Genomic DNA, 26,867 nt, shown 5'->3' with positions numbered 1-26,867 from the left:
CCCGCACAGGGGCGACGCCTGAAGCGAGCTAACGAATCGCGGATGCCAGCGAAAAAGCAAGCATACCGAAACGTCGGTACGACAAAACAAAGCAGCCATCGCAAGAGAAAAAATCCCGAACACCGTCGCCCGCGCCGCAAAAGGCGTAACACTTAAGCGCGCACGCGACCTTAGCGAAGGCAAAGCGCATCGCAGATAGCCGCAAGCCCCAAACGAAAACCAAATAAACCGAACCCCTACCCAACCACAATCGTCCCATTCATCGTCTCATGCCCCGACCCGCAAAAGATGTCGCACAAAAAATCGACAGTCCCAGCGGGACCGGCCTGCGCCGGCAGGCGCACCACAGCCCCAGGCGGCACATCAACCCGCACGTTGTACTGCGGAATAGCGAACCCCATAACGGTATCCACCGCGGTCAGCTCAAACACAACATTCTCATGCGGCGCGAGCTTGATCTGATTCGGCGTGAACACGAACTTGCGCGCACTGACCTTGATGACGCGCGGCTCGGCGGCGCGCACGTCGAAATGTCCCGCGGCGGTCAGCACCGCGCCCATCGCGACCAGCGTAAACAGCCGGCGGCGCTTGCTGTCGACTGCAAAAGTCTGCATGGCGGTCTCCCCGTTATGACGTCCTGATCGGCATTTCATCGAGCGCAAGCGCACCCGATGGCCTCGCGACCTGCACCTGCCGCCAGCCCAGCCCGCGATACGGCGCGGACGCGTCCCACGGTACCGGCAGCTTCTTGGGCTGCGACATCGCGGCCGGCAGCGGAAACATCAGCGAACGCGCCGCGTGATGCGCAATGTTGCCCGTCACCATGTGATGCTCCTGATGGATGTGGCCATAGAACACGGTCACGTTCTTGCGCCGGCTCAACACGTCGATCACCTGCGCGCCGTCCCGCGTCGCCCAGTCCCATTGCGGCGCGAGATCGAACAGCGGCCGGTGCGTGAAGACGACAATGCGCGCGTCTTGCGGCTGCTTGTCGATATCGGCTGCGAGCCACGCGATCTGCTGCTCGCCGACGCGGCCCGCCGGGTCCGATACGTTGTCGATCGTGATGAAGTGCACGCCCTTGTGATCGAACGTGTAGTGCGTCTGCCCGAAGTGCTCCTTGTACGCCGCGCCCGCATCGAGGCTCGCGTCGTGCTCGCCCGGCATCAGATACAACGGCTTCACCTTCAGTTGCGCGATGATCTGCTGGAACTGGCGCATGCGTTCGTGGCGCAGCGCGCTGTCGTCGGTGGTGTGCGTCAGGTCGCCCGTGAAGATCACGAAATCGGGCGGCGACGGCAGCGCGTTGACGGCTGCAATCGCCTTCGGCAGCGTGCCTTTCGAATCGGGATTCACGCCGGGGCCTTCAAAGCCCCAATGCGCGTCCGACAACTGGACGAAGTAGAAATCGTCGTCGCGTCCATACGTGAAGCCGGGCAACGCGGATGCAAATGCCGCGCCGCCGACGGCCGCAAGGCGCAGAAAATCGCGCCGTTTCAGACATTTCAGATTGCTGTGCATGGTTCGCCTCGCGAGTGAGTGACTCATTTGCTGTACCGCGAGGCCATGCTTTCTATTCCCGCTTTATTTTCACGGCAGGTGCGAAAACCGGGAATAAACTGGACGCGAGACGGGTTTTGCAGCCGTGAAGTCTGGGCAAGCCTGGAGGCGATCGGTGAATGAGACCGGAAAACATGCTGGGGGCGACGCGCGCGCCGAGGCCGCGCGCAGTCTGCGCTTTCAGCAGATGGCGCTGCCGCATCTCGATGCCGCGTACAACCTTGCGCGCTGGCTGTGCGGCAACGGACACGACGCCGACGACGTCGTGCAGGAAGCGTTCATGCGCGCTTACCGTTTCTTCGACACGTTCCACGGCGAGACCGCGCGGCCCTGGCTGCTCGCGATCGTGCGGCGCACGTGGTACACGGAATGGCGCAGGCGCTCGGGCGGCGTCAACGCGGCGATCGAGTTCGACGAGAACCTCGACGATGAGACGTTCGAAGGCTGGAGCGCGAACTCGCCCGACCCGGAAGCGCTGCTGATCCGCGATGAAAACACGCGGCTCGTGCACGAGGCGCTGGAAATGCTGCCTGTCGAATACCGCGAGGTGCTGATCCTGCGGGAACTGGAAGAGTTGAGCTACCGCGAGATCGCCACGATTGCGGATCTGCCCGTCGGCACCGTGATGTCGCGGCTCGCGCGAGGGCGGCGCAAGCTCGCGACGGCGTTGACGTCGTTGCAATCGAAGGGCAGCCCGCGGCCGAAAGGCGGCGCGCGCGATGGGAGCGCCGCGCAGCGCCCGCCGGACGGGGCGGACGATGTGCCGGGCGCGCGGCCAGCCATGCGCGCATCGGCCAGAACCGAGGGGCCGTCCCGTTCGGCGCACGCAGGCAGCGGGGCGCCGCCCGGCGTCGCGCCCGATACGCCACGTAAAACCGAAAGCGGCTGGATGCCGCGCGCTCCCGGCGCGTTGCCGGGCGGACTCGCACAGGAGGCGCCAGATGGACTGTAACGAAGCACGGCCGCTTCTCGATGCGAATGCGGACCACGAACTCACGCCGCCGCAATCACGCGACGTGCAGCGGCATATCGAAAGCTGCGAGGCATGCCGGAGGGAAAGCGAGATGGTACGGGCAATGAAGGGCGCGGTGCGCTCGGCCAACTACTATCGCGCGCCGGATGAACTGCGCGCGAAGATCATGGCGGCGCTGCCGCCGACCGGGCTTGCCACGCCGCAAGGGGCGGCGCGCGACAGCGACCTGCGGCCCGAGCCGCGTGCGAGGCAGCGCAAAGGCTGGTTCGACTGGGTGCGGCTGCCCCAGCTTCCGAAAGGTGGCGGCTTCGGCCCGCTGGCGGGCGAGGGCGCGGGCGGCACGATGAGCGGCGGCTGGCACACGGGCGCGGCGTGGCGCGGCGGTCTCGCGCTCGCGGTCTGTGCGCTCGTCGCCGCGGGCATCGCGGTGACGCTGCACCGAACGGGCGAACCGATGCCGCTCGTCGACGAACTGGTGGCGAGCCACGTGCGCGCGCAGCTTTCGGGGCACGATATCGACGTGGTGTCGACGGATCAGCATACGGTCAAGCCGTGGTTCAACGGCAAGCTCGATTACGCGCCGCCCGTCGAGGATCTCAGCGCAAGCGGTTTTCCGCTCGCAGGCGGACGGCTGGACTACGTGGGACATCGGCGGGTGGCCGTGCTGACGTACCGGCATGCCAAGCACGTGATCGACGTCTACGTGATCCCCGAGGACGACCGCGCGGCCGGCAAGCCGGGCGCGGCGATCGTGCAGGACGGTTATGCGGTGGCGCGCTGGCGCGACGACGGCATGATGTGGTGGGCCGTGACGGACGCCGCGCCCGAGTCGCTGACGGCGTTGCAGGCCGCGCTGACGGCCCGGCTGCACGGCGCGGAGCCGGGAGCGCCTTATTCCGGCAGTTGAGGCTGGCTGGGGGCGACTGAGGGCGACTGAGGGCAACTCAGGGCGCACGAGGGCATTCGAAGGGCGGCTGGCGGCGTGTTTTTGTGCCGCCAGCCGCCCTAAATCATTGAAAACACGCCCGAATCTCGTAAATGGCGCTTGCATTATCTTGCAAACAGCGCCGATTCAGGTTATATTCTTCGGCTTCTCACTTGCCACACCGGTTCGACGCCCGGGTGGCTTCTATCCATAAGTCAGCACAAGGAGTGAACATGCGTCATTACGAAATCGTATTCATCGTGCACCCCGATCAGAGCGAGCAAGTGCCCGCCATGATCGAGCGTTACAAGTCGACGATCACGTCGCACGGTGGCCAGATCCACCGCATCGAAGACTGGGGCCGTCGCCAACTGGCCTACATGATCGAGAAACTCGCGAAGGCTCACTACGTCTGCATGAACATCGAATGCGACCAGACCACGCTCGACGAACTGGAACACGCGTTCAAGTTCAACGACGCCGTTCTGCGTCACCTCATCGTCAAGATGAAGAAGGCCGAAACCGGCCCGTCGCCGATGATGAAGGAAGTGCAGCGCGAAGAAGCCAAGAAGGCGGCTGCATCGCAGCCGACGGAAGCGCAGGCTTAAAGCAGAACCCTTAAGCCATCAGAGTCACGCGGCGCGCACTCACTCAGCGTCCGTAAAAGGAAGCGATGAACCGGCTGCAACTCACGGCGAGCGTCGTCGAACGCGAAATAGTGCGGTACACCCCCGCTGGCGTTCCGATTGCAGGCTGTACGTTGCAACACCGCACGCAGGTCGTCGAAGCGGGCATTGCCCGAACCGTCGAACTGATCATGCAGGCGGTCGCGGCCGGTGAGGCGAGCGGCAAGCTGGAGCGGGTTGAAATGGGCGTCGAAACGCTCTTCACCGGCTTCCTGGCGAAGAAAAGCCGCAACGCGCGAACTCTGGTGTTTCACATCACAGAATTGCAGGACATTGGAAAGGACTGAACATGCCCCGCCCGACTGGTAAGAAATTCGACAAGCGTCGTCAGCAACAAAACCCGCTCTTCAAGCGCAAGAAGTTCTGCCGTTTCACGGCTGCAAACGTCGATCAGATCGACTACAAGGACATCGATACGCTGAAGGACTTCATCGGCGAAAACGGCAAGATCACGCCGGCACGTCTGACGGGTACCAAGGCCCACTATCAGCGCCAGCTCGACACGGCGATCAAGCGCGCACGTTTCCTCGCGCTGATGCCGTACACCGATCAGCACAAGGCCTAACCGGACGACGTCACAAGGAGCATCCGAATGCAAATCATTCTTCTCGAAAAAGTTGTGAACGTCGGCAACCTGGGCGACATCGTCAAGGTCAAGGACGGCTATGCACGTAACTTCCTGATCCCGAACAAAAAGGCACGCCGCGCCACGAAGGAAGCCATTGCTGAATTCGAAGTTCGCCGCGCAGAACTGGAAAAAGTCGCAGCAGAAAAGCTGTCGGCTGCTCAGGCACAAGGCGAAAAGCTGTCGGGCCTGACGGTTCAGATCGCGCAGAAGGCTGGCGTCGACGGCCGTCTGTTCGGCTCGGTGACGAACGCCGACATCGCCGAAGCACTGGGCAAGCAAGGCTTCGCAGTTGAAAAGGCGCAAGTGCGTCTGCCGGAAGGCCCGCTGAAGATCGTCGGCGACCATCCGGTTCACGTCTCGCTGCACACGGACGTCACGGTTGACGTCACCGTGTCGGTGCTGGGCGAGCACGTCTAAGCCAGACAGAAAGTCAGATCGCCAGGCAGTTGCTGGCGTCAATGACGTAAGGGCAGGGGCCGGGAAACCGGCCTCTGCCTTTTTTATTGGCCGCAACGGCTTTGCCGCGCGCTGCGGCGGTTCGATTTTCAGGATGCTATCCCGCCGTCTCACTTTGCCTGATAATTCCACCCCATGAACGCACCGTCGAAAGATCCTCAAATCGAGTCGCTGAAAGTCCCGCCCCATTCCATCGAGGCCGAGCAATCGGTGCTGGGCGGTCTGCTGCTCGACAACGCCGCATGGGACCGCATTGCCGACTTCCTCTCGCAAAGCGATTTCTACCGCTACGATCACCGCCTGATTTTCGAGCACATCGGCAGGCTGATCGCGTCGACGCGTCCCGCCGACGTCGTGACCGTCTATGAAGCGCTGACCACATCCGGTAAGGCCGAAGAGGTCGGCGGGCTGGCGTATCTGAACGCGCTCGCGCAGAACACGCCGAGCGCGGCGAACATCCGGCGTTATGCGGAAATCGTGCGGGATCGTGCGGTGCTGCGCCGGCTGGTGTCCGTGGCCGATGAAATTTCCGCAGACGCGTTCAATCCGCAGGGCAAGGAAGTCCGCCAGCTGCTCGACGAAGCGGAATCGAAGGTGTTCTCGATTGCCGAAGACGGCGCGCGCGGCACGCAGGGTTTTCTCGAAATCGGGCCGTTGCTCACACAGGTCGTCGAGCGCATCGACACGCTGTACCACACGGCCAACCCGAGCGATGTGACGGGTACGCCGACGGGCTTCGTCGACCTCGACCGGATGACCTCGGGCATGCACGGCGGCGAACTGATTATCGTGGCGGGGCGCCCGTCGATGGGCAAGACGGCGTTCTCGATGAACATCGGCGAATACGTGGCCGTCGAATATGGTCTGCCCGTCGCGGTGTTTTCGATGGAAATGCCGGGCACGCAGCTGACAATGCGTATGCTCGGCTCGGTCGGCCGGCTCGACCAGCACCGCATGCGGACCGGGCGCCTGACCGACGAAGACTGGCCGAAGCTCACGCACGCTGTCCAGAAAATGAGCGAAGCGCAGATTTTCATCGACGAAACAGGCGGTCTGAACCCGATGGAACTGCGCTCGCGGGCGCGGCGTCTATCGCGCCAGTGCGGCAAGCTCGGCCTCATCATCATCGACTATTTGCAGCTGATGAGCGGCTCATCGTCCGGCGAAAATCGTGCGACGGAAATTTCGGAAATCTCGCGTTCGCTGAAAGGCCTCGCCAAGGAGCTCGACGTGCCTGTGATCGCGCTGTCGCAGCTGAACCGCGGTCTCGAACAGCGCCCGAACAAGCGGCCGATCATGTCCGATCTGCGCGAATCGGGTGCAATCGAACAGGACGCCGACGTGATCCTGTTCATCTACCGCGACGAAGTCTACAACCCGGACAGCCCCGACAAGGGCACTGCTGAAATCATCATCGGCAAGCAGCGTAACGGTCCGATCGGACCCGTTCGGCTCACGTTCCATGGGCAATTCACGAAGTTCGACAATTTTGCGGGCGCGCAGAATTTCTACGGCGGCGAGTAGCACACTCTGCGCAAACGGGGGTGCCGGGTTGCACCTGCCGTTGCGCGCGCGCACAAAACACGGCGCCGCGTCACACCCGGAATGGTCCGGAACGGTACAATATTGCGGTTTTATGACAGCCTCACCGTGACCATTTTCTGGGACCCCAATGTTCGGTCGATTCATGCCCACCGAGGGCAAATTCTTTGAAATCTTCAACGCTCACGCGAAGCACATCGTCTCCGCGAGCCACGAACTCGAACTGTTGATCGACAACCTCGGCGACGCCGAGATCCACAAGCAAAACGTGCAAACGGCCGAAAAAGCGGCCGACAAACTGACGCACGAAACCATCGATCTGCTGCACAAGACTTTCATCACGCCGCTCGACCGCGACGAAATCCACAAGCTGATCACCACGATGGACGACATCCTCGACCTGATGGAGGACGTCGCCACGGCCATTTCGCTGTACGACGTGCAGGCGGTGACGTCGGAAGCGAGCCAGCTCGCGCATATCTGCACGAAGACCTGCGAGCGCGTGCAGGCTGCCGTCGCCATGCTGTCGGACATGAAGCAGGCGCGCGAGATCCTGAAGGCGTGCGAAGACATCGACCGTCTGGAGTCGGACGCCGACCGCGTGCTGCGCTCGGCGATGTCGAAGCTGTTCCGCGAAGAGGACGACGTCAAGACGCTGATCAAGCTGAAGGCGATCTACGAGCTGCTCGAGTCGATCACCGACAAGTGTGAGGACGTGGCGAACATCATCGAAGGCATCGTGCTGGAAAACGCCTGATGCATTCGATACAACTCGCCATCTGGGCGGTCGCGACGCTCGTGGTCGTCGCGCTCGTTTTCGACTTCATGAACGGCTTCCACGACGCGGCGAACTCCATCGCCACCGTCGTCTCGACGGGCGTGCTGAAGCCGCAACAGGCCGTCGCGTTTGCCGCCGCGTTCAACGTCATCGCGTATTTCATCTTCCATCTTAAAGTCGCGCAAACGGTCGGCAAGGGCACGATCGACCCCGGCATCGTCGATCACTACGTCGTGTTCGGCGCGCTGGTCGGCGCGATCGGCTGGAACATCGTCACCTGGTACTACGGCATTCCGTCCAGTTCGTCGCACGCGCTGATCGGCGGGCTGGTGGGCTCGGCGCTCGCGAAATCCGGCTGGGCCGCGCTCAACTGGGACGGGCTGCTGAAGACGGTCACGTTCATCATCGTGTCGCCGCTGCTCGGCTTCGTGCTTGGCTCGTTCTTCATGCTGCTGGTGTCGTGGATCTACTTCCGCACACCGCCAAGCAAGGTCGACCGGCGTTTCCGGCGCCTGCAACTCGTGTCGGCGGGGCTGTACAGCCTTGGCCACGGCGGCAACGACGCGCAGAAGACCATCGGCATCATCTGGATGCTGCTGATCGCGACGGGCTACGCGTCGGCGGGAGGCGACGCGCCGCCGTTGTGGGTGATCGGCGCGTGTTACCTGTCGATGGGCCTGGGCACGCTGTTCGGCGGCTGGCGCATCGTGCGGACGATGGGACAGAAGATCACCAAGCTCAAACCCGTCGGCGGCTTCTGCGCCGAGGCAGGTGGCGCGATCACGCTGTTCATCGCGTCGTTCCTCGGCATCCCCGTATCCACCACGCATACGATCACGGGTGCGATCGTCGGTGTCGGCGCGACGCAGAAGCTGTCCGCCGTGCGCTGGGGCGTCGCCGGCAATATCGTCTGGGCGTGGGTGCTGACGATTCCCGCTTCGGCCGCGCTCGCGGCGGCCGGCTGGTGGCTCGGCCACCGCTTCCTGTAAAGCGGCTTAAAAAACGGCGCGCCGCGTTCAGATCAGCGGCGCGCTGCCTCCATCCATCGGGACTATCGCGCCCGTCACGTAACTCGCGCGGCGGCTCGCCAGAAACAGCGCAACGTCCGCTATCTCCTCCGGTTTCGCGAAACGCCCGAGCGGCACGCGCGCCTCGCCGCGCGCCTGCGCTTCGGCGGCTTCGATTCCTTCGCGCGATGCTTCGAGTTGCAATGCTTCTTCGACACGTTCCGTCAACGTCGAGCCCGGATTGATCGCGTTGATGCGGATGCCGTATCGCGCGTAATAGTGCGCGAGGCCGACGGTGGCAAGCATGAGCGCCGCGTTGGCCGCGCCGCCCGCGATATGGATGTCGCTCGCGATCTTGCCGCCCATGCCGATGATGTTGACGATCGTGCCCGGTTCCTTCGCCGCGCCGGACTTGACGCGCTCGGCCATGCGCCTGAGCACTTCCTGCTGCGGATAGATATACGGGAAGTACTTGGCTTCCATCGTCGCCTTGAAGGCTGCCGCGTCGAGCGATTCGGGGTCATAGCGGCGCGCGGCGCCCGCGCTGTTGATCAGGATGTCGATCGGGCCGACGGCGCTCGTCGCTTCCTCGACGACGTCGGCGGCGCTATGCGGCTCGTGCAGATCGGCGCGGGTCAGGTGGACATGCAGCCCCTCGCTGGCAAGCTGCTCGCGGGCGCGGGCGAGGTTGGCGGGATCGCGCGACACGATCGCGACTTTCGCGCCTTCCATGGCGAACGCCCGCGCGCACGCGAGTCCGATGCCCTTGCTGCCGCCTGTTATCAGAACCACTTTGTCTTTGAGCCCGAGATCCATCGTTGTCACCCGCCGTTAGGGAAATATCGTCAAAAGATAGCAGAGGTGCGGCGGCGCGGGTGAATCGGCGCTCAACGGGCAGGGCCCGAATCAGTAGTTGGCGAATCCGGCGATCGGGTCGTCATTGGTTTGCGTCGGCGCGGGAACAGGGCGCGAAGCCGTCGACGCGCGCATGATCTGCACGCCGCCCAATTCCCGGCTGTCGCCGGAGATCTGCGCCTGGCGGGCCTGGCGCGCCGCTACGGCGGCGGGAGGCGGCGGTTCGTAGGCATCGGCGGCGGCGTCGATGGCGTCGGGCGCGGAAGCGGGCCGCGCCGCGCCGCCGTAGACGCGTGAGGACGTGGCGTCCGCTGCCGTGGCAACGGGGGACGCGACCGGCGTGGGCGACATGGCGCCCGCCGCGCGCGCCTGCAGTTGCGCGGCGCTCATGCCGGGCGGCGGCGGTTCGAACTGATCGACGGAGGCTGCCGCCGTGGCGGCGGGTGCGACGATGCCCTGACTCGCCACGGGCGCGGGTTGAGCGCGCGTCTGCGCGGCGTAAGCGCCCGACGCGCCGCGCGACGAACCGTACGCGCCGCCGGCGATGTCGGGCGCGGCCGGTTTAGGCGCGGCTTCCGCCGCCGCGACGGCGGGCGTTGGCGAGACAGGCGCCGCGGCTTCGTAGCTCGGCGCATCGAATGGCGTCGTCGTCGGTTTGTTCAACGCGGGCGCCACCCGGCGAATGCCGTCGAAGCGCTTCGCCCAGTACGGATTGGTCAGGTAGTCGAGCCGCACGGTACCGCCCGTCGACGGTGCGTTGACGAAACGCAGCTTGCCGACATAGATCCCGACATGCGAATGCGGACGCCCGGTCGTGTTGAAGAAAATCAGGTCGCCCGGCGCGATTTCGTCGGGCTCGATGGAATCGCCGCGCGAACTCATATCGGCCGTGGTGCGCGGGAGGTTCACGGAAGCCGCGCGCTGCACGACGTAGTGCACGAGTCCGCTGCAATCGAAACCGCTATCGGGCGTATTGCCGCCCCAGCGATACGGCACGCCGACGAGGCTCATCGCCTGAATCGAGATTTCCTCGCGACCGATGCTGTGATCGACGAAACGGGGGAAGCCCGGCGGCGCGGTGCGGTACGCGCCGCCCGACGACGCGTACGGCCCGCCCGAACTGCGCACGGTCTTCTGCGGCGCGCCTGAGCAGGCGGCGAGCAGGGCGACGAGCAACAGTGACAGGGCAAGGCGAAGCATGAAAGCGAAGGCGAGCGCTGACGCCCGCCAGAAGCCGGTGATGCCCGATGGTAGCCCGTCGGGCGGACCTCTCGCAAGAAAAGTTGATGGGTTACTTGAAGTTTACGCGCTAAATGTCAGTTTTCGGCTGACAGCGATATGCTCAACGCATGAGAACGGAAGAAGGCACTGCAAAGAAAAAAGCCGCTTCCGGCGCGAACCGGAAGCGGCTTTTGAACAGCAAAGAAAGCGCGTTAGAGAATGTCCGACGCGTAGTCGGCCAACCGCGAGCGTTCGCCGCGCGCGAGCGTCACATGCCCGCTGTGCGCCCAGCCCTTGAAGCGATCGACGACATACGTGAGGCCCGAACTGCCTTCCGTCAGATACGGCGTATCGATCTGCGCAATATTGCCAAGGCAGATGATCTTCGTGCCCGGACCGGCGCGCGTGACGAGCGTCTTCATCTGCTTCGGCGTGAGGTTTTGCGCCTCATCGATGATCAGATACTTGTCGACGAACGTGCGGCCGCGCATGAAGTTCATGCTCTTGATCTTCAGGCGCGAGCGGATCAGCTCCTGGGTCGCCGCGCGGCCCCATTCGCCCGCTGCGTCGTCGGTTTTCTGCAGCACCTCGAGGTTGTCGTCGAATGCACCCATCCACGGCTGCATCTTTTCCTCTTCGGTACCCGGCAGAAAGCCGATGTCTTCGCCGACGGGCACCGTCGCGCGCGTCACGATGATCTCGTTGTAGCGCTTGTCGTCGAGCACCTGTGCGAGGCCTGCCGCCAGCGCCACCAGCGTCTTGCCCGTGCCCGCCTGGCCGAGCAGCGTGACGAAGTCGATCTCCGGGTTCATCAGCAGGTTCAGCGCGAAGTTCTGCTCGCGGTTGCGCGCCGTGATGCCCCACACGTTGTTCTTGTGGTGCCCGTAGTCGCGCAGCGTCTGCAGGAGCGCCGTCTTGCCGTTCAACTCGCGGACGATCGCGTGGAACGCCGGCTCGCCGTTCTGCGGCTCCAGATAGACGAACTCGTTGACCAGCATCGACGCGCACAGCGGACCCGTCACGCGGTAGTACGTGGTGCCCGTCTTGGTGTCCTGCCAGCTCTCCATGTCCTTCGCGTGCTTCGCCCAGAAATCGAGCGGAAGCTGACGGATGCCGGAGTAGAGCAGGTCTTTGTCTTCGAGAACCTGGTCGTTGAAGTAGTCTTCGGCGGGCAGGCCGAGCGCGTGCGCCTTGATGCGCATGTTGATGTCTTTCGACACCAGCACGACCTGGCGGTCCTCGCGGTCACGCTGCAGCGCGCGCACGACGCCGAGAATCTGGTTGTCCGCCTTGCCTTGCGGCAGGCCTTCGACGGGTTCGATATGCGTGAGCTTCGTCTGGAAGTAGAGGCGTCCCAGCGCTTCGCGGCTGCCCAGCCGGGCGAGCGAGATGCCTTCCGACATGTCACCCGCATTCGCGACGAGCGAATCCAGCGTGCGGCTCACCTGACGTGCATTGCGCGCGACTTCCGACATCCCCTTCTTGTGATTGTCGAGTTCTTCCAACGTCATCATGGGCAGATAGACGTCGTGTTCCTCGAAGCGGAAGAGGCAGGTCGGATCGTGCATCAGCACGTTGGTGTCGAGCACGAACAGCTTGCGAACCTCGACCTGCGCGCTCCTGGCTGCGCCTTTCTTCGTGCCGGTGCGGGTCGGCCTCGCGCTTGTGGCGGCGGGCGCTTGCGCTTCGGCGGAACCCTTGCCGCGCGCGACCACGGGCGCGGCCGTCGCGGGGGCGACAGCAGGCGTGGCGGGGACCGGCTGCAGCAACGCGGCCGTCTGCTTCGACTTGCGACCGCGCGACGGCGTGGCTTCGGCAACGGGCTCGGCGGCGTTGTGAACGGGGCGCAGCGTGGTGGCCGCGTTGGCGGCGTGCGTCATCGGTGCGGCGACGTTGGCGCGGCCATATTCGGCCGATGCGGCTTGCTCCCCTTCATACGCCTGTTTTCGACCAGGCTTTGCAGGCTTCGCCGTGTATTCGTCAGGCGGCAACAGATTGCCGAGCTTGCTGGGTGGGGTAGGCAAAGGCATGGTTTCCCTCAAGTAAAGCGGGTCACAATTCTTCGCCGCCTGCCGCAAACTGTCGTGCGTCGTGCGCCCGCAATTTGCGTCCGGTGGCGCGTGTCGGATTAGTAATGCCGGTTCGCCTGGTTTTCGATCGGCTCCTTGACGAAAGTGCGCTGCGAACGACGCAAACTGCTGCGCGCAATGAAAAAAGCCGCCGCCCCGGCAGACGGGGCAAGCGGCTCGACTTCGGTCGTCGCATTGCGCCTCGCGGACCGCCTCGTTGCCTTATTGTCAGCGGCAACGACGACGGGATCTGCTGCGCAACTGCGGAAAAAAGTATGTGAACAGGCACTCATTGCGGCCCAATATAACGCGCCTCAAAGCGCTTGTACAGCCTCCAGAATCTCGTCGACGTGACCCGGCACTTTCACGCCGCGCCATTCGCGGCGCAGCACGCCTTCCGCATCGATGACGAATGTGGAGCGCTCGATTCCCCGTACTTCTTTGCCATACATTTTCTTCAATTTCATGACGCCGAAGAGCGTGCACAGCGTTTCGTCGGGGTCCGATACCAAGGTAAACGGCAGTTCCAGCTTGGCCTTGAAGTTATCGTGCGAACGCACGCTGTCGCGCGACACGCCGATGATCTCCGCGCCCGCCTTTTTGAACTTCGGATACAGGTCACGGAACTGCAGTCCTTCCGTCGTGCAGCCGGGCGTGTTGTCCTTCGGGTAGAAATACACGACGACTTTCTTGCCGCGCAGGCTGGACAGCGTGAAGTCGCCGCCCGTAGCCGGGGCGGTGAAGTCGGGAACGGCTTGATCGACTGCGATGGGCACGAGGTCCTCCGGTTGTTATGGATTGTTATCGGTGTCGGCGGCGGCGCGGGCCGCACGCCTGAGCGCATTCTTCGGGGCTGCCGGGTGTGCTTCGGCACGTGTCGCGCGTTCGGCCAATGAGGGCTTCGACATGGGTCGAATGCGTCGAATGATGCCCGGCCGCCGTGCGGCTAGTCGGGCTGAACGATCAGTTCGCCGGAACGGCCCGGAATCTCGCCCCACGTCACAGGGTACGACGGCAGTGTGTCACGGTCTAGCGTGGCGTGATAATCGCCCATCGTGGCGAACGTGTGGCCTTGCGCGCGCCAGCCGGCAAGCAACTGTTCGAATACGGGCGCAAGCTTCTGGCCCTCGAGTTCCGCGTGCAGCGTGAACACCTGATCGTGCGGATTGTTTTCCGTGCGCTTCAGCATCCACGCGGCGACGTTGTGCGTGTCGATGCCGTCGATGCCCAGCACCTCGTCGAGCGTGGGCAGCGTGGTCGGCATCTGCACATGCGACAGCGTGCGGCCGCCGACCACCGGGAAGTACGGCGCATGCCCGCGTCCATCGGACGCGTACTGCATGCCCCATGCGTCGATCTGCTCGAACGCGTGGCCGTTCATCTGCCAGCCGGCCGCGCCGTGCGTGACGGGCGGCATGCCGAAAATCTCGGCAAAGCGGTCGTGGCTCTTCTGCATCTGCGCGACGGTCCAGTCGCGCGGACGCGAACGCACGTTGTCCTGCCAGTACACGTGATCCCACGTATGAATGCCGCATTCAAAGCCGGCTTCGTGGATGGCGCGCATTTCGGAACGCGCGCGCGCGCCGATGTCGGGGCCCGGCAGCAGCACGCCGTACATCAGCTGCTTCACGCCGTAATGCTCGACCACCGACGTGCGCGACACCTTCTTCAGAAAGCCCGGCCGCAGCACGCGCCGCATCGCCCAGCCGGTGTGGTCCGGGCCGAGGCTGAACAGGAACGTGGCGCGCGCCTTGTAGCGGTCGAAGATACGCGCGAGATTCGGCACGCCTTCGCGCGTGCCGCGCAGCGTATCGACATCGATCTTCAGGACGATCAGAGCCAAGCGCGAAAGCCCTTACTGTTGCTCGACGAGGGCGCGTGCCTCGCCGACGTGGCCGCGATACGCTTCGAAGATCTTGCGCAGCGCTTCGTCGAAGGTCGACGTCGGCGCCCACTTGAGTTCCTGCATCGTGTTGTCGATCTTCGGCACGCGGTTCTGCACGTCCTGATAGCCCGCGCCGTAATAGGCACCCGACGACGTCTCGACCAGCTGCACCTTCTTCGCCGTTTCCGCGTACTCGGGGAATTCGGCGGCGAGCGCGAGCATCTTGTGCGCGAGTTCGCGCACCGAGAAGTTGTTGGTCGGATTGCCGATGTTGTAGATCTTGCCCGTCGCGACGCCGTCCTTGTTCTCGATGATCTTCATCAGCGCGCTGATACCGTCGTCGATATCCGTGAACGCGCGCTTCTGCGCGCCGCCGTCCACCAGGCTGATGTTTTCGCCGCGCACGATATGGCCGAGGAACTGCGTGACCACGCGCGACGAACCTTCCTTCGGCGTGTAGATCGAGTCGAGGCCGGGGCCGATCCAGTTGAACGGACGGAACAGCGTGAAGTTCAGGCCTTCCATGCCGTAGCCCCAGATCACGCGGTCCATCAGCTGCTTCGAGCACGCGTAGATCCAGCGCGGCTTGTTGATCGGGCCGTAGGTGAGGGCGGACTCGTCCGGGTCGAACTGCTCGTCGGAGCACATGCCATAGACTTCCGACGTGGACGGGAAGACGAGATGCTTGCCGTACTTCACGGCCGAACGGACGATAGGCAGGTTCGCCTCGAAGTCCAGCTCGAACACGCGCAGCGGCTGCTTCACGTACGTAGCGGGCGTGGCGATCGCGACCAGCGGCAGGATCACGTCGCATTTCTTCACGTGATACTCGACCCACTCCTTGTTGATCGTGATATCACCTTCGAAGAAATGCATGCGCTCGTGGTTGACGAGATCGCCGAGGCGTTCGGTCTGCATGTCCATGCCGAACACTTCCCAATCGGTAGTTTCGAGAATGCGCTTGGACAGGTGATGGCCGATGAAGCCGTTCACACCCAGAATCAGGACTTTTTTCATGTGTTACGGGAAGATTGAGTGAGCTGGGTGAATTCGGCGGGGGTGACGACACGCTCGCTGTTGTGGTGCTGATCGTCGCGCTGATGCCGCAATTCGTGGATCACGATGACGCGGCCGTCGCCGCATGTCGCAAAAAAGCCATTATCGCCTACGTGGATGCCGGGCGGCAAATCTCCGCCTGGCGCGCCCGGCGGCGCAAGCCGCGCCCGCGCGACGACGAAGCGCGTGTCTCCGATGTCCGTGAACGCCCCCGGATACGGCGGCGCGACGGCGCGAATCAGGTTGTAGACCTGCTGGCCGTTCTGGCTGAAGTCGATGCGCCCGTCTTCCGGCTTGCGTCCGCCGAAGTAGCTGCCGTGCGCGAGGTCGTTCGGCAGATGCGGCGCCTCGCCCCTGAGCAGGGCGGGCAGCGCGCGCCACAGCGTCTGCTCGGAGGCTACGGTTACCTTGTCGAACACCTGCGCGGCCGTGTCGTCGGGCAGGATGGGCACGGGCGTCTGCGCGATGATCGCGCCGGCATCCGGCTTCGCGGCCATTTCGTGCAGCGTCGCGCCCGTCTCGGTTTCGCCGTTGAGCACCGCCCAGTTGGTCGGCACGCGGCCGCGATACTTCGGCAGCAGCGAGCCATGCATGTTGTACGCGCCGCGCGGCGCGACGGCCAGCAGATCGACGGGCAGCATGTGCCGGTAGTAGAACGAGAAGATGAAGTCCGGCCGTGCGTCGACCACGCGCGCGCGCAACTCCGGGCTCTTCGGATCGGCGGCCGTGACGACGGGAATGCCGTGTTCGGCCGCCACCGACGCGACGCTGCCGAACCAGATGTTTTCCGTCGGACTGTCTTCGTGCGTGACGACCAGCGCGACGTCGACGCCGCGCGCGAGCAGCACCTGCAGACAGCGCACGCCGACGTTGTGATAGGCGAAAACGACGGCGCGCGGCTTCATCGGATGAGCCCCTGGTCGTTGCCCGTGACGGGCGCGGGCTGCACGCCCGGGACGACCGACTGGCGCGGCTGCGCGGCAACCGGCTCGCCGTTGCGCTGTTCGAGGATGGTCTGCACCAGATAGCGCGGCCGCGCACGGACCTGCTGGTAGATCCGGCCGATATATTCGCCGAGCAAGCCGAGCGCGAAGATGATCACGCCGAGCATGAAGAACGTGATGGCGAACAGCGTGAACACGCCTTGCACTTCCGCGCCGATGATGAAGCGGCGGATCAGCAGCAGTACGAACAGGGCGGCCGAGCCCATCGAAAGAATCACGCCGATGAACGACAGCCATTGCAGCGGCACGACCGAGAAGCCTGTCACGAGATCGAAGTTCAGGCGGATCAGGCTGTAGAGCGAATACTTCGATTCGCCCGCAAAGCGCTCTTCATGCGCGACGTCGATCTCGACGGGGTTTTGCGCGAACGTGTACGCGAGCGCGGGGATGAACGTGTTGATTTCGCCGCAGCGGTTGATGGTGTCGACGATATGGCGGCTGTACGCGCGCAGCATGCAGCCCTGGTCGGTCATCTTGATGCGCGTGATGCGCTCGCGCAGCCGGTTCATCACCAGCGACGCCTTGCGTCGCCACAGGCTGTCCTGGCGCTGCATGCGGATCGTGCCGACGTAGTCGAAGCCTTCGCGCATCTTCGCGCACAGCTTGCCGATTTCTTCGGGCGGGTTCTGCAGGTCGGCGTCGAGCGTGACGACGATCTGACCGCGCGACTGCTCGAAGCCCGCGAGAATCGCCATGTGCTGCCCGTAGTTGCCGTTCAGCAGGATCACGCGCGTGGTGTCGGGACGGGCGCGGAACTGCTCGGCAAGCAGCGCCGCCGACCGGTCGCGGCTGCCGTCGTTGATGAAGATCACCTCGTAGCCCGTGCCGAGCGCGTCGAGGGCCGGGTACAGGCGCGAGAACAGCTCGCCGAGCCCCGCTTCCTCGTTGTAGACGGGGATGATGACCGAGAGTTCGGGAGTGACCGGGCGTGGGTCCGTTTGATTCATTTCCGCTGGGTTTCCGCTTGGTTGACCGCTTGATTGACCTGATTATCGGCCGTATTGTTCGCAAATCTCGTTGACGGCGCGGCACACCCGCGCGACGTCGCCTTCATTCATCTGCGTGAAGAGCGGCAGCGTGAGGGTGGTCGCGCCATAGTGCTCCGCATGCGGATACATGCCCTCCCTGTAGCCCATCGCCCGGTACAGCGAAAACAGGTGGATGGCCGGGTAGTGCGTGCCTGTGCCGATGCCGCGTTCCTTCATCTGTTCCATGAACCCCGCGCGGCTGAGCGACAGGCGCGCAAGGGGCAGGGTCACGAGGAACATGTGCCAGTTGCTGTTCTCGAAGTCCGCGAGCGGCAGGCCCATGCCGAGCCTGACGGCTGCGCCGCCTTCGAAACCATCGAAATACGCGCGCGCGAGCTTCTTGCGCTGAGCGTTGAAGCGCTCGATATGCTGCAGCTGGCCGAGGCCGACGCGCGCCGCGACGTCCGTCAGGTTGTACTTGCCACCCAGCAACTCGCAATCCATGCCGTCGAAACCCGTGCGCACGATGCCTTGCAGCCGGTACTTCTGCGCGAGGACGGCTTCTTCCTCGTTGTTCAGAACCAGCGCACCGCCTTCGATCGAGGTCAGGTTCTTGTTCGCGTGGAAGCTGAACGACACGATGTCGCCGAGCTTGCCGATACGCTCGCCCTTCCACGTCGAGCCGAACGCCTGCGCAGCGTCTTCGATCACGCGCAGCTGGTGGGCGCGGGCGATCGCGTAGAGGCGGTCCATGTCGACGGGCAGGCCCGACAGGAACACGGGGATGATCGCCCGGGTGCGCGGCGTGATCGCCTTTTCCAGTAAATCCAGATCGATGTTGCGCGTGGCCGGGTCGATATCGACGAACACGGGCGTCGCGCCCACTTCCAGAATCACGTTGCTGGTCGACACCCAGGTTGCCGGCGTCGTGATGACTTCGTCGCCGGCGCCGACGCCCGCGATGCGCAGACCGATTTCCAGCGTCGCCGTGCCCGAGTTGAACGTGCGCACCGGGCGGCCGCCGCAGTATTCCGACAATGCCTTTTCGAACGCCTGGTTTTGCGGGCCCGTCGTGATCCAGCCGGAGCGGAGCACGTCGACTACACCCTGGATCGTTTCTTCATCGATCTCGGGACGGACGAACGGCAAAAACGGAACGGATGACTGGGCCATGGATGGTTTTGCTCGATATTAAAAAGGGTCACTGGCTGCTTTCTTAACGAAGCCCGACATTTAGCTTTCATTAAGCTTAAATTCGCCGCGTTTGGGCTGATCAGCGCCGGAATGCGGCGGCGATAATGTGCGAGTTCCGCTCCAATGTCCAGCGCTCGAAACAATTTGGAATACGTTAGCAGACGCCGGCGCGCTTGCCAGGGGCGTTTCTGCTACGCCGGGATCGCCCCGGCCGGACGCGCTCAGCTACGCGCGACGAGCACCACGCCGACCAGGATCACGCCAATGCCGATCAGGCGTTGCGCCGACAATACCTCGCCGAACAGATACCACGCGGCGAACGCGTTCACAACATAGCCCAGCGACAGCATCGGATAGGCAATCGACACGTCGACACGCGACAGCCCGACGATCCACACGACCACGCTCAGCACGTAGCACGCAAGCCCGGCGACGATGGGCGGCTGCGTCGCGATGCGCCAACCGATCGGCAGGACGTTGGCCATCGTGAAGTCGAAATGGCCAATGGCGTTCGTGCCGGCCTTCAGAAGCAGCTGGGCCGTCGCGTTCAGCGCGACGCCCGCGAGGATGCAGAAAAGCGAAATCGGGTTCATCGAGGGAAGATTCGAGTGAGGGAGGAAGTCATTGCTGCGGCCGTGGCTCTGAAGCGGCAGCCGGCGCGGCGCCCGCTTCGGCGGGAAGCGGCTTTTCGACGATCACGCGGCGCGAATCGCGTGCGACCACGGTCATGGGCAGATGCTGCTCGCTGAAGGCCTTGTAACGATCCGGCGACATCAGCGCCATGGCGTAGCGGTCGGCCTTCCAGCGCTCGATCCATTGCGGGATCGTCGGCACCCATTTTTGCGGTTCGACGGATACGCCGAAGCTCAGTTCGTCCGCATGTTCGACCATGATCATCGTGTGGTCGATATAGAACGGCATCGTGTGATCGAGCACGCCGACCGAGTAGAACGGCGTGTCGGCGGGCAGTTTGGCCAGCGCTGCCTTGACGTCGGGCGCCAGCGGCGCGCCCGACGACAGCCGGCCGAACGCGTCGTGGCCCGTGCCGGCAATCGTCGCGAGCAACACCCAGCCGATGCCGAACGCCGTCGCCGCGCCGACGATGCCCGTCGACGTCGCGCTCCCGCTCGCCGTGCCCGCCGCGGCGGTCATGGCGCCGGCGGGCAGGCCGTTCTGCGCGCCGTTCGCGGTGCTGCGCCTGCGCCGGTTGATCCAGATCGCGACGAGCGTCAACAGAAACCCGACCGCGAGCGCCGCGAACACCCATGTGCGGAATTCCAGGTACAGCGCATTCGGATTGCGCCGGTCGCCCAGACGCCCGAGAAACACCGCGCCGAAGCCGCCCGCCACGAGAAACAGCGCGTAGCCCGTCAGATGGCGGTGAAACTGCTCGCGCGTGACGAGGGGCAGATACATGCCGATCACGAGTGCGATCGCGGGCGCGATGGGCAGCGTGTACGACAGCAGCTTCGAATGCGATGCGCTGAAGAACACGAAGATGAACGCGCTCCACACGAACAGCAGCGTGACGGGCGCAAAGCCGTTCGCCTGGCGCGGCATGCGCAGCGCATGACGCGCGCTCTGGAACGTGACGGACAGCCATGGCAGGAAGCCGACCAGCATCACGGGCACGAAATACCAGAGCGGACCGGGCCGGTTCTGCTCGGGCGTCAGATAGCGCCTGAACTGCTGGACGATAAAGAAGAAATTGAAGAATTCGGGGTTGCGATCCTGCACCAGCACGAACCACGGCGTGACGACCGCGAAAAATACGATCAGCCCGCTCACGAGGTAAAGGCGCTTCCAGAGCGCCCAGTCGCGCGCGACGGCCGTGTACAGCACGAGCACGGCGCCCGGCAGGATCAGCCCGACGAGGCCCTTTGACAGCACCGCGAGCGCCATCGACGCCCACACGAGCCACATCCACAGCCTCTGCTCGCGCGCCGGGAGCCCGGGACGCTGCGCTAGCAGCAGCGCGCACAGCGTGACTTCCATCCAGAACGACAGGCCCATGTCGAGCGTGTTGAAATGGCCCATCAGATACCAGTACGGCGCGCTTGCGAGCACGAGCGCGGCGAAGAAACCCGTCGCGACGTTGAACACGCGCGCGCCCGTGTAGCCGATCAGCAGCACGCCCGCGAAGCCCGTCAGCGCCGTGTAGAGGCGCGCCTGCCATTCGCCGATGCCGAACCACGCGAACGACAGCGCGTTCAGCCAGGTTTGCAACGGCGGCTTCTCGAAGTACTTGTAGCCGTTGTAGCGCGGCGTGATCCAGTCGCCGGTGACGAACATCTCGCGCGCCATTTCCGCGTAGCGGCCTTCGTCGCTCGGCAGCAGATGGCGCCAGCCGAGCGGCACGAACCAGATCACGGCCAGCGTGAGCACGAGCAGCAGGACCGTCGTGCGATTGAGCGTCAGCCCGGACGGCTTGTCGTTCATGTGTTTTTCAACCTTTGTCGGCGCCGCTGTCGCGGCTTCTTTCTTGTTCCGTTCGGACGGCATCCCTGCTGCGGGCGCGCGCGTTGAGGCGCGCAGCGCGAATTCCGCTGCCGGCGTGCCGCGGGCAGGGTGTGGCGCACCTGCGCCGCAGCCGACGCGGCGCAGCCCGCCGGCGCGCATTGTCCGTGCGCGGTCCTTAACACAACCTTATGCAACCCCTATTGGCCGCTTGCTTCGCGGCCCGCTGTTGCCTGTTTTCAGGCGCCGGGCCGCGCAGTGTACTTGATCCGCAAGACAGGCAATCCAAAAACGCCGGGGCGTCCACTGGGAGAGCGGGTGCAGGCGCCGCGTTCAGCCTTCGATCAGCAGCGCGGCGGCGACCTTGCGGCCTTCCGCCATCAGGATGTTGTAGGTTCGGCAAGCGGCCTTGAAGTCCATCGTCTCGACGCCGATCCGGTGGGCGGCGAGCGCGGCCGTGAGGCGCGGATGCGGAAAGCGCAGGCGTTCGCCGCTGCCGAAGATGACGACTTCCGGGGCGGGCTCGATCAGCAGCGCGAAGTGCTCGGGCGAGAGGGCCTCGAACGACGACACCGCCCAGCTGATGACGGGGCTTTCCGGCATCACGATGATGCTGCCCGTATGACGTTGGAGATTGATGTCGACATAGCCGGCGCCGTAGCCTGTGACGGTGTTCAGGGCGCCGCTCGAATCCTGGTGTAATTTCAAACTGGTTTTCCGTGGTCGTCGTTAGACATGCAGTCGCGGTTCGACCGGCATGCGCAAGCTCGGGTTCAATGCCACAGGGACAGTCGAGACTCCGGGCACCCGCGCGAACGGCGGCAGCAGGCACGCCGCGCGCGCGGGCGGTGCCTGCTGCCGCGTGCACACCGTGCAAACGCTTGCCGCCGCGTGCGTGAGGCTTGCAGAGCCTTGCGTGGTGCATTGCGGAAGTCGGTCAAAATCCGCTAAATTATAACTTTTTAGCCGCCCGGCGGCTCCCTTCAGGTTCGCGCGCTGCCACAAGCCGCGCCCGCAAGGCTGGCGACCGCGCCCGCCGCTGCCAGTGGGGTGCATTGCGGGGTGCATTGCGGGGTGCTCCGCGGATGCCCGCGGGCATCCCGGAAAGCGTCGGCGAAAGGCGCCACCCGAAAGGCTGTCCGGCTTCCCGTCGGCTGCGCGCCGACCACGTCCCGTATCATGCTTGCTGCCGGTCCGGTCCGGCCCGTGCCGCGCGGTCCGGGACTGCCCGCCGCGCAATCCCGTCTCATTGCTTGCCCGCTGCGTGGGGCGAGCGCTCCGTGGTCCCGCTCACCCGGTGGTCCCGCTCATTTACCCAGGACGAAGTGCCCGTCGTGAAACCGATACTCAAATCCAACAAGCTGTTGAACGTCTGCTACGACATTCGCGGGCCCGTTCTCGAGCATGCGAAGCGCCTCGAAGAGGAAGGCCATCGCATCATCAAGCTGAACATCGGCAATCTGGCGCCGTTCGGTTTCGAAGCGCCGGATGAAATCATCCAGGACATGATCCGCAATCTGCCTACGTCGTCGGGCTATTCGGACTCGAAAGGCGTGTTCGCGGCGCGCAAGGCGATCATGCATTACGCGCAGCAGAAGGGCGTGGTGGGCGTCGAGCTGGACGACATCTACATCGGCAATGGCGCGTCCGAGCTGATCGTGATGGCCTTGCAGGCGCTGCTGAACGACGGCGACGAAGTGCTGCTGCCCGCGCCCGACTACCCGTTGTGGACGGCGGGCGTCAGCCTGTCGGGCGGCACGCCCGTGCACTACATCTGCGACGAGTCGAATGCATGGATGCCCGACCTCGACGACATCCGCGCGAAGATCACGCCGAACACGAAGGCGCTCGTCGTCATCAACCCGAACAACCCGACGGGCGCGCTGTACTCGGACGAACTGCTGCTCGGCCTGATCGCGATCGCGCGCGAGCACGGCCTCGTCATTTTCGCGGACGAGGTCTACGACAAGATCATCTATGACGGCAAGACGCACACGTCGATGGCGTCGTTGTCCGAAGACGTGCTCACGGTCACCTTCAACAGCCTGTCGAAGAGCTACCGCTCGTGCGGCTATCGTGCGGGCTGGATGTGGGTGTCGGGGCTGACGGGCGAAAACCGCCGCCGCGCGAAGGACTACTTCGAAGGGCTCGGCATTCTGGCGTCGATGCGGCTGTGCCCGAACGTCCCCGGCCAGTATGCGATCCAGACGGCGTTGGGCGGCTATCAGAGCATCAACGAGCTGATCGCGCCGGGCGGGCGGCTGTACAAGCAGCGCGAACTCGCGTACGACATGTTGACGGCGATTCCCGGCGTCACCTGCGTGAAGCCCGAGGCGGCCCTGTACATGTTCCCGCGTCTGGACCCGAAGCTGTATCCGATCGAAAACGACCAGCAGTTCATTCTGGATTTGCTGCTGGAGGAGCGCGTGCTGCTGGTGCAGGGCAGCGGCTTCAACTGGAAGACGCCGGATCACTTCCGCGTCGTGTTCCTGCCGAACGTCGACGATCTTGCCGATTCGATCAACCGGATCGCGCGCTTCCTCGACGGCTATCGCAAACGCCACGCGGCCTGAGCGCGGATTTTCCGCGCCCCAACCGATTTACCAATCTCTCACTCGACACACACGCTGCATGGAACCGATCAAAGTTGGACTGCTGGGCTTCGGCACGGTAGGCAGCGGCACCTTCACGGTACTGCGCCGCAACCAGGAAGAAATCAACCGACGCGCAGGCCGCGGCATCGAGATTGCGCGCATTGCCGTGCGCAATCCCGCCAAGGCGACAGCCGCGCTCGGCAGCGAAGCGGGCACCGTCGCAATCACCGACGACTTCGGTTCGGTCGTCGACGATCCCACTATCGACATCGTCGCTGAAATGATCGGCGGCACGGGCATCGCGCGCGAACTCGTGCTGCGCGCGATCGCGAACCGCAAGCATGTGGTGACGGCCAACAAGGCGCTGCTCGCGGTGCACGGCACGGAAATTTTCGAGGCGGCGCGCGCCAACGGCGTGATGGTCGCGTTCGAGGCGGCCGTCGCGGGCGGCATCCCGATCATCAAGGCGCTGCGCGAGGGCCTGACGGCCAACCGCATCCAGTACATCGCGGGCATCATCAACGGCACGACGAACTACATCCTGTCGGAGATGCGCGACCGCGGCCTCGACTTCGCGACGGCGCTGAAGGCCGCGCAGGAACTCGGCTACGCGGAAGCCGACCCGACCTTCGACATCGAAGGCGTCGACGCCGCGCACAAGGCGACGATCATGAGCGCGATCGCGTTCGGCGTGCCGGTCCAGTTCGACAAGGCCTACGTCGAAGGCATCAGCAAGCTCGCTGCGATCGACATCAAGTATGCGGAAGAACTCGGCTACCGGATCAAGCTGCTGGGCATCGCGCGCCGCGCCGACAACGGCATCGAACTGCGCGTGCATCCCACGCTGATTCCTGCCAAGCGTCTGCTCGCCAACGTGGAAGGCGCGATGAACGCCGTGGTGGTGCACGGCGACGCCGTCGGCACGACGCTGTACTACGGCAAGGGCGCGGGCGCGGAGCCGACGGCTTCCGCGGTGGTCGCCGATCTCGTCGACGTGACGCGCCTGCATACGGCCGACCCGGAGCATCGCGTGCCGCATCTGGCGTTCCAGCCCGACCGTCTGTCGAGCACGCCGATTCTCCCCATCGACGAAGTGACGAGCGGCTACTACCTGCGTCTGCGCGTCGCGGACGTGACGGGCGTGCTGGCCGACATCACGCGCATTCTGGCCGACACGGGCATCTCGATCGACGCGCTGCTGCAGAAGGAATCGGAGCAGGTGGACGTATCGAAGAAGGGCGAGACGGACATCATCCTGATTACGCACGAGACGGTGGAAAAGAACGTCAACGCGGCGATCGCGAACATCGAGGCGCTGAAGACGGTCGTGTCGAAGGTGACGAAGCTGCGCATGGAAGCGCTGAACTGACGCACCGCACACACGTAAAGAGGCTAGCTCATGAATTACATTTCCACGCGCGGCGCCGGCATCGGCGAGCGCCATACGTTTTCCGACATCCTGCTCGGCGGTCTCGCGAAGGATGGCGGCCTGTACTTGCCGAACGAATACCCGAAGGTCTCGGCGGATGAACTCGCGCGCTGGCGCACGTTGCCGTACGCGGATCTCGCGTTCGAAATCCTGCGCAAGTTCAGCGACGACATTCCCGATGAAGACCTGCGCGAGCTCACGCGCCGCACTTACACGGCGCAGGTGTACTGCAACGTGCGCGACGAGGAGAACGCGGCGCAGATCACGCCGCTGAAGACGCTCGGTGTCGAAGGCGGCGCGCCGCTGTCGCTGCTGGAGCTGTCGAACGGTCCGACGCTCGCGTTCAAGGACATGGCGATGCAGCTGCTCGGCAACCTGTTCGAGTACACGCTCGCGAAGCACGGTCAGACGCTGAACATTCTCGGCGCGACCTCGGGCGATACGGGCAGCGCCGCCGAGTACGCGATGCGCGGCAAGAAGGGCATTCGCGTCTTTATGCTGTCGCCGCACAAGAAGATGAGTGCGTTCCAGACGGCGCAGATGTATTCGCTGCAAGACCCGAATATCTTCAACATCGCTGTCGAGGGTGTGTTCGACGATTGCCAGGATATCGTGAAGGCCGTATCGAACGATCACGCGTTCAAGGCGCGGCAGAAGATCGGCACCGTCAATTCGATCAACTGGGCGCGCGTCGTGGCGCAGGTCGTGTACTACTTCAAGGGTTACTTCGCGGCGACGAAGAGCAACGACGAGCGCGTGTCGTTCACGGTGCCGTCGGGCAACTTCGGCAACGTGTGCGCGGGGCATATCGCGCGCATGATGGGTTTGCCTGTCGAGAAGCTCGTGGTCGCGACCAACGAGAACGACGTGCTCGACGAGTTTTTCCGGACGGGGATTTATCGCGTGCGCAAGTCGTCGGAGACGTATCACACCAGCAGCCCGAGCATGGACATTTCGAAGGCTTCGAACTTCGAGCGGTTCGTGTTCGATCTGCTTGGGCGCGATCCGGCGCGTGTGTTGCAGTTGTTCCGTGATGTCGAAGAGAAGGGTGGCTTCGATTTGCAGGCGAGCGGCGATTTTGCGCGTGTGCAGGAGTTTGGTTTTGTTTCGGGGCGCAGCAGCCATGACGATCGTGTCGATACGATCCGCGATGTGTTCGAGCAGTACGACACGATGATCGATACGCATACTGCCGATGGCGTGAAGGTGGCGCGTGAGCATCTGCAAGCGGGCATTCCGATGATCGTGCTGGAGACGGCGCAGCCGATCAAGTTCGGCGAGACGATACGCGAAGCGCTGGAGCGGGAGCCGGAGCGGCCGGCGGCGTTCAGTGGGATCGAGGATTTGCCGCAGCGGTTCGTGGTGCTGGCGAATGACGCGGAGCGGGTGAAGGCGTTTGTCGCGGAGAGGACTCGATAAGGGTTTGGTTTTTTTGTTTTTTTGTCTGCGACGCTCGGTGGGCTTTTTTGGGGTGTGCTGGCATTGGCGTTATGGTTTTGCGCTGGCATCCGCGATGCGTTATCTAGCTTCATGCGTCGCCCCTGTGCGGGGCGGCACCTACTTTTCTTTGCCGCCGCAAA

At 64.1% G+C, this 26,867-nt stretch carries 26 protein-coding genes; 12 read left to right on the top strand and 14 right to left on the bottom strand.

The genetic code is table 11. From position 1 onward, the window contains the following. Positions 1-236: 236 nt before the first annotated feature. Together KFO72_RS34100 and KFO72_RS34095 are read right to left on the bottom strand one after the other, a co-directional pair. Positions 237-614: a cupredoxin domain-containing protein gene (locus tag KFO72_RS34100; RefSeq protein WP_060600679.1), complete on the bottom strand. Its 378-nt coding sequence runs from the start codon at positions 612-614 to the stop codon at positions 237-239. Between the two features lie 13 nt (positions 615-627). Continuing rightward, the gene (locus tag KFO72_RS34095) at positions 628-1,521 is read right to left on the bottom strand and encodes a metallophosphoesterase family protein (RefSeq protein ID WP_054930371.1); all 894 of its coding nucleotides are present in this window, start codon (positions 1,519-1,521) and stop codon (positions 628-630) included. A 154-nt stretch (positions 1,522-1,675) separates the two neighbouring features. Between KFO72_RS34095 and KFO72_RS34090 the strand changes: the two genes are divergently transcribed. From KFO72_RS34090 to KFO72_RS34050, 9 genes are all read left to right on the top strand, one after another. Next, positions 1,676-2,512, top strand: a complete 837-nt coding sequence (locus tag KFO72_RS34090) for an RNA polymerase sigma factor (protein ID WP_062915412.1) — start codon at positions 1,676-1,678, stop codon at positions 2,510-2,512. Next, positions 2,502-3,440, top strand: coding sequence for an anti-sigma factor family protein (locus tag KFO72_RS34085; RefSeq protein ID WP_225033935.1), 939 nt, complete (start codon positions 2,502-2,504; stop codon positions 3,438-3,440). The genes KFO72_RS34090 and KFO72_RS34085 overlap by 11 nt, the downstream gene beginning before the upstream one ends. Positions 3,441-3,691: 251 nt before the next feature. Continuing rightward, positions 3,692-4,066 carry a 30S ribosomal protein S6 gene (rpsF, locus tag KFO72_RS34080; protein ID WP_036004960.1) on the top strand — a complete coding sequence of 125 codons (375 nt, stop codon included), beginning with the start codon at positions 3,692-3,694 and terminating at the stop codon, positions 4,064-4,066. 65 nt (positions 4,067-4,131) lie between these two features. Next, positions 4,132-4,431 carry a primosomal replication protein N gene (priB, locus tag KFO72_RS34075; RefSeq protein ID WP_036004962.1) on the top strand — a complete coding sequence of 100 codons (300 nt, stop codon included), beginning with the start codon at positions 4,132-4,134 and terminating at the stop codon, positions 4,429-4,431. 2 nt (positions 4,432-4,433) lie between these two features. Continuing rightward, positions 4,434-4,709, top strand: a complete 276-nt coding sequence (gene rpsR, locus KFO72_RS34070; RefSeq protein ID WP_036004965.1) for a 30S ribosomal protein S18 — start codon at positions 4,434-4,436, stop codon at positions 4,707-4,709. A 27-nt stretch (positions 4,710-4,736) separates the two neighbouring features. Further along, positions 4,737-5,189: a 50S ribosomal protein L9 gene (rplI, locus tag KFO72_RS34065; RefSeq protein WP_054930374.1), complete on the top strand. Its 453-nt coding sequence runs from the start codon at positions 4,737-4,739 to the stop codon at positions 5,187-5,189. A 174-nt stretch (positions 5,190-5,363) separates the two neighbouring features. Further along, positions 5,364-6,752, top strand: a complete 1,389-nt coding sequence (locus KFO72_RS34060; protein ID WP_054930375.1) for a replicative DNA helicase — start codon at positions 5,364-5,366, stop codon at positions 6,750-6,752. 148 nt (positions 6,753-6,900) lie between these two features. After that, a complete protein-coding gene (locus KFO72_RS34055) occupies positions 6,901-7,527 on the top strand; it encodes a DUF47 domain-containing protein (protein WP_054930376.1) in 627 nt (208 codons plus the stop codon). After that, a complete protein-coding gene (locus tag KFO72_RS34050) occupies positions 7,527-8,537 on the top strand; it encodes an inorganic phosphate transporter (protein WP_054930377.1) in 1,011 nt (336 codons plus the stop codon). Before KFO72_RS34055 ends, KFO72_RS34050 begins: the two co-directional genes overlap by 1 nt. Positions 8,538-8,564: 27 nt before the next feature. On the opposite strand, the gene KFO72_RS34045 is transcribed toward KFO72_RS34050, so the two are convergent. From KFO72_RS34045 to KFO72_RS33990, 12 genes are all read right to left on the bottom strand, one after another. Then, positions 8,565-9,371 (bottom strand): SDR family NAD(P)-dependent oxidoreductase, encoded by an 807-nt coding sequence (locus KFO72_RS34045; protein ID WP_054930378.1) that lies wholly within the window; start codon positions 9,369-9,371, stop codon positions 8,565-8,567. A gap of 90 nt (positions 9,372-9,461) precedes the next feature. Beyond that, the gene (locus KFO72_RS34040) at positions 9,462-10,610 is read right to left on the bottom strand and encodes a C40 family peptidase (RefSeq protein ID WP_225033934.1); all 1,149 of its coding nucleotides are present in this window, start codon (positions 10,608-10,610) and stop codon (positions 9,462-9,464) included. A 233-nt stretch (positions 10,611-10,843) separates the two neighbouring features. Further along, positions 10,844-12,661 (bottom strand): PhoH family protein, encoded by a 1,818-nt coding sequence (locus KFO72_RS34035; RefSeq protein WP_054930380.1) that lies wholly within the window; start codon positions 12,659-12,661, stop codon positions 10,844-10,846. A 353-nt stretch (positions 12,662-13,014) separates the two neighbouring features. Next, a complete protein-coding gene (locus KFO72_RS34030) occupies positions 13,015-13,476 on the bottom strand; it encodes a peroxiredoxin (protein ID WP_007586546.1) in 462 nt (153 codons plus the stop codon). Between the two features lie 170 nt (positions 13,477-13,646). Beyond that, entirely contained in the window at positions 13,647-14,543 is an 897-nt protein-coding gene (locus KFO72_RS34025; RefSeq protein WP_060600697.1) for a polysaccharide deacetylase family protein, read from the bottom strand. A gap of 12 nt (positions 14,544-14,555) precedes the next feature. Continuing rightward, positions 14,556-15,602 (bottom strand): bifunctional UDP-4-keto-pentose/UDP-xylose synthase, encoded by a 1,047-nt coding sequence (locus KFO72_RS34020; RefSeq protein WP_054930383.1) that lies wholly within the window; start codon positions 15,600-15,602, stop codon positions 14,556-14,558. After that, positions 15,599-16,546, bottom strand: coding sequence for a formyltransferase (locus KFO72_RS34015; RefSeq protein ID WP_225033933.1), 948 nt, complete (start codon positions 16,544-16,546; stop codon positions 15,599-15,601). Before KFO72_RS34015 ends, KFO72_RS34020 begins: the two co-directional genes overlap by 4 nt. Further along, complete coding sequence (locus KFO72_RS34010; protein WP_054930385.1) at positions 16,543-17,592, bottom strand: glycosyltransferase; 1,050 nt, start codon at positions 17,590-17,592, stop codon at positions 16,543-16,545. Before KFO72_RS34010 ends, KFO72_RS34015 begins: the two co-directional genes overlap by 4 nt. Before the next feature lie 42 nt (positions 17,593-17,634). Then, positions 17,635-18,786 carry a DegT/DnrJ/EryC1/StrS family aminotransferase gene (locus KFO72_RS34005; protein WP_054930386.1) on the bottom strand — a complete coding sequence of 384 codons (1,152 nt, stop codon included), beginning with the start codon at positions 18,784-18,786 and terminating at the stop codon, positions 17,635-17,637. Positions 18,787-19,028: 242 nt separating this feature from the next. Then, positions 19,029-19,400, bottom strand: a complete 372-nt coding sequence (locus tag KFO72_RS34000; protein WP_054930387.1) for an SMR family transporter — start codon at positions 19,398-19,400, stop codon at positions 19,029-19,031. A 28-nt stretch (positions 19,401-19,428) separates the two neighbouring features. Next, positions 19,429-21,246 (bottom strand): glycosyltransferase family 39 protein, encoded by a 1,818-nt coding sequence (locus KFO72_RS33995; RefSeq protein ID WP_225033932.1) that lies wholly within the window; start codon positions 21,244-21,246, stop codon positions 19,429-19,431. Positions 21,247-21,597: 351 nt separating this feature from the next. Beyond that, positions 21,598-21,972, bottom strand: coding sequence for an Mth938-like domain-containing protein (locus KFO72_RS33990; RefSeq protein ID WP_054930388.1), 375 nt, complete (start codon positions 21,970-21,972; stop codon positions 21,598-21,600). 617 nt (positions 21,973-22,589) lie between these two features. Here KFO72_RS33990 and KFO72_RS33985 point away from each other — a divergent pair. Genes KFO72_RS33985 through thrC form a run of 3 tightly spaced genes read left to right on the top strand, consistent with a single transcriptional unit; the run spans position 22,590 to position 26,706 of the window. Next, the gene (locus KFO72_RS33985) at positions 22,590-23,837 is read left to right on the top strand and encodes a pyridoxal phosphate-dependent aminotransferase (RefSeq protein ID WP_054930389.1); all 1,248 of its coding nucleotides are present in this window, start codon (positions 22,590-22,592) and stop codon (positions 23,835-23,837) included. Positions 23,838-23,895: 58 nt separating this feature from the next. Further along, positions 23,896-25,227 carry a homoserine dehydrogenase gene (locus tag KFO72_RS33980; RefSeq protein WP_054930390.1) on the top strand — a complete coding sequence of 444 codons (1,332 nt, stop codon included), beginning with the start codon at positions 23,896-23,898 and terminating at the stop codon, positions 25,225-25,227. 30 nt (positions 25,228-25,257) lie between these two features. After that, on the top strand, positions 25,258-26,706 hold the full coding sequence (gene thrC / locus KFO72_RS33975; RefSeq protein ID WP_054930391.1) for a threonine synthase: 1,449 nt from the start codon (positions 25,258-25,260) through the stop codon (positions 26,704-26,706). The last annotated feature ends 161 nt before the right edge of the window (positions 26,707-26,867 follow it).

It is taken from the genome of Paraburkholderia sp. XV (assembly GCF_020177535.1).
In the GTDB taxonomy this organism is placed as follows: domain Bacteria; phylum Pseudomonadota; class Gammaproteobacteria; order Burkholderiales; family Burkholderiaceae; genus Paraburkholderia; species Paraburkholderia caribensis.
Note: the sequence above shows the minus strand (reverse complement) of the source record. Positions and strands in the feature narration are given on the sequence as shown.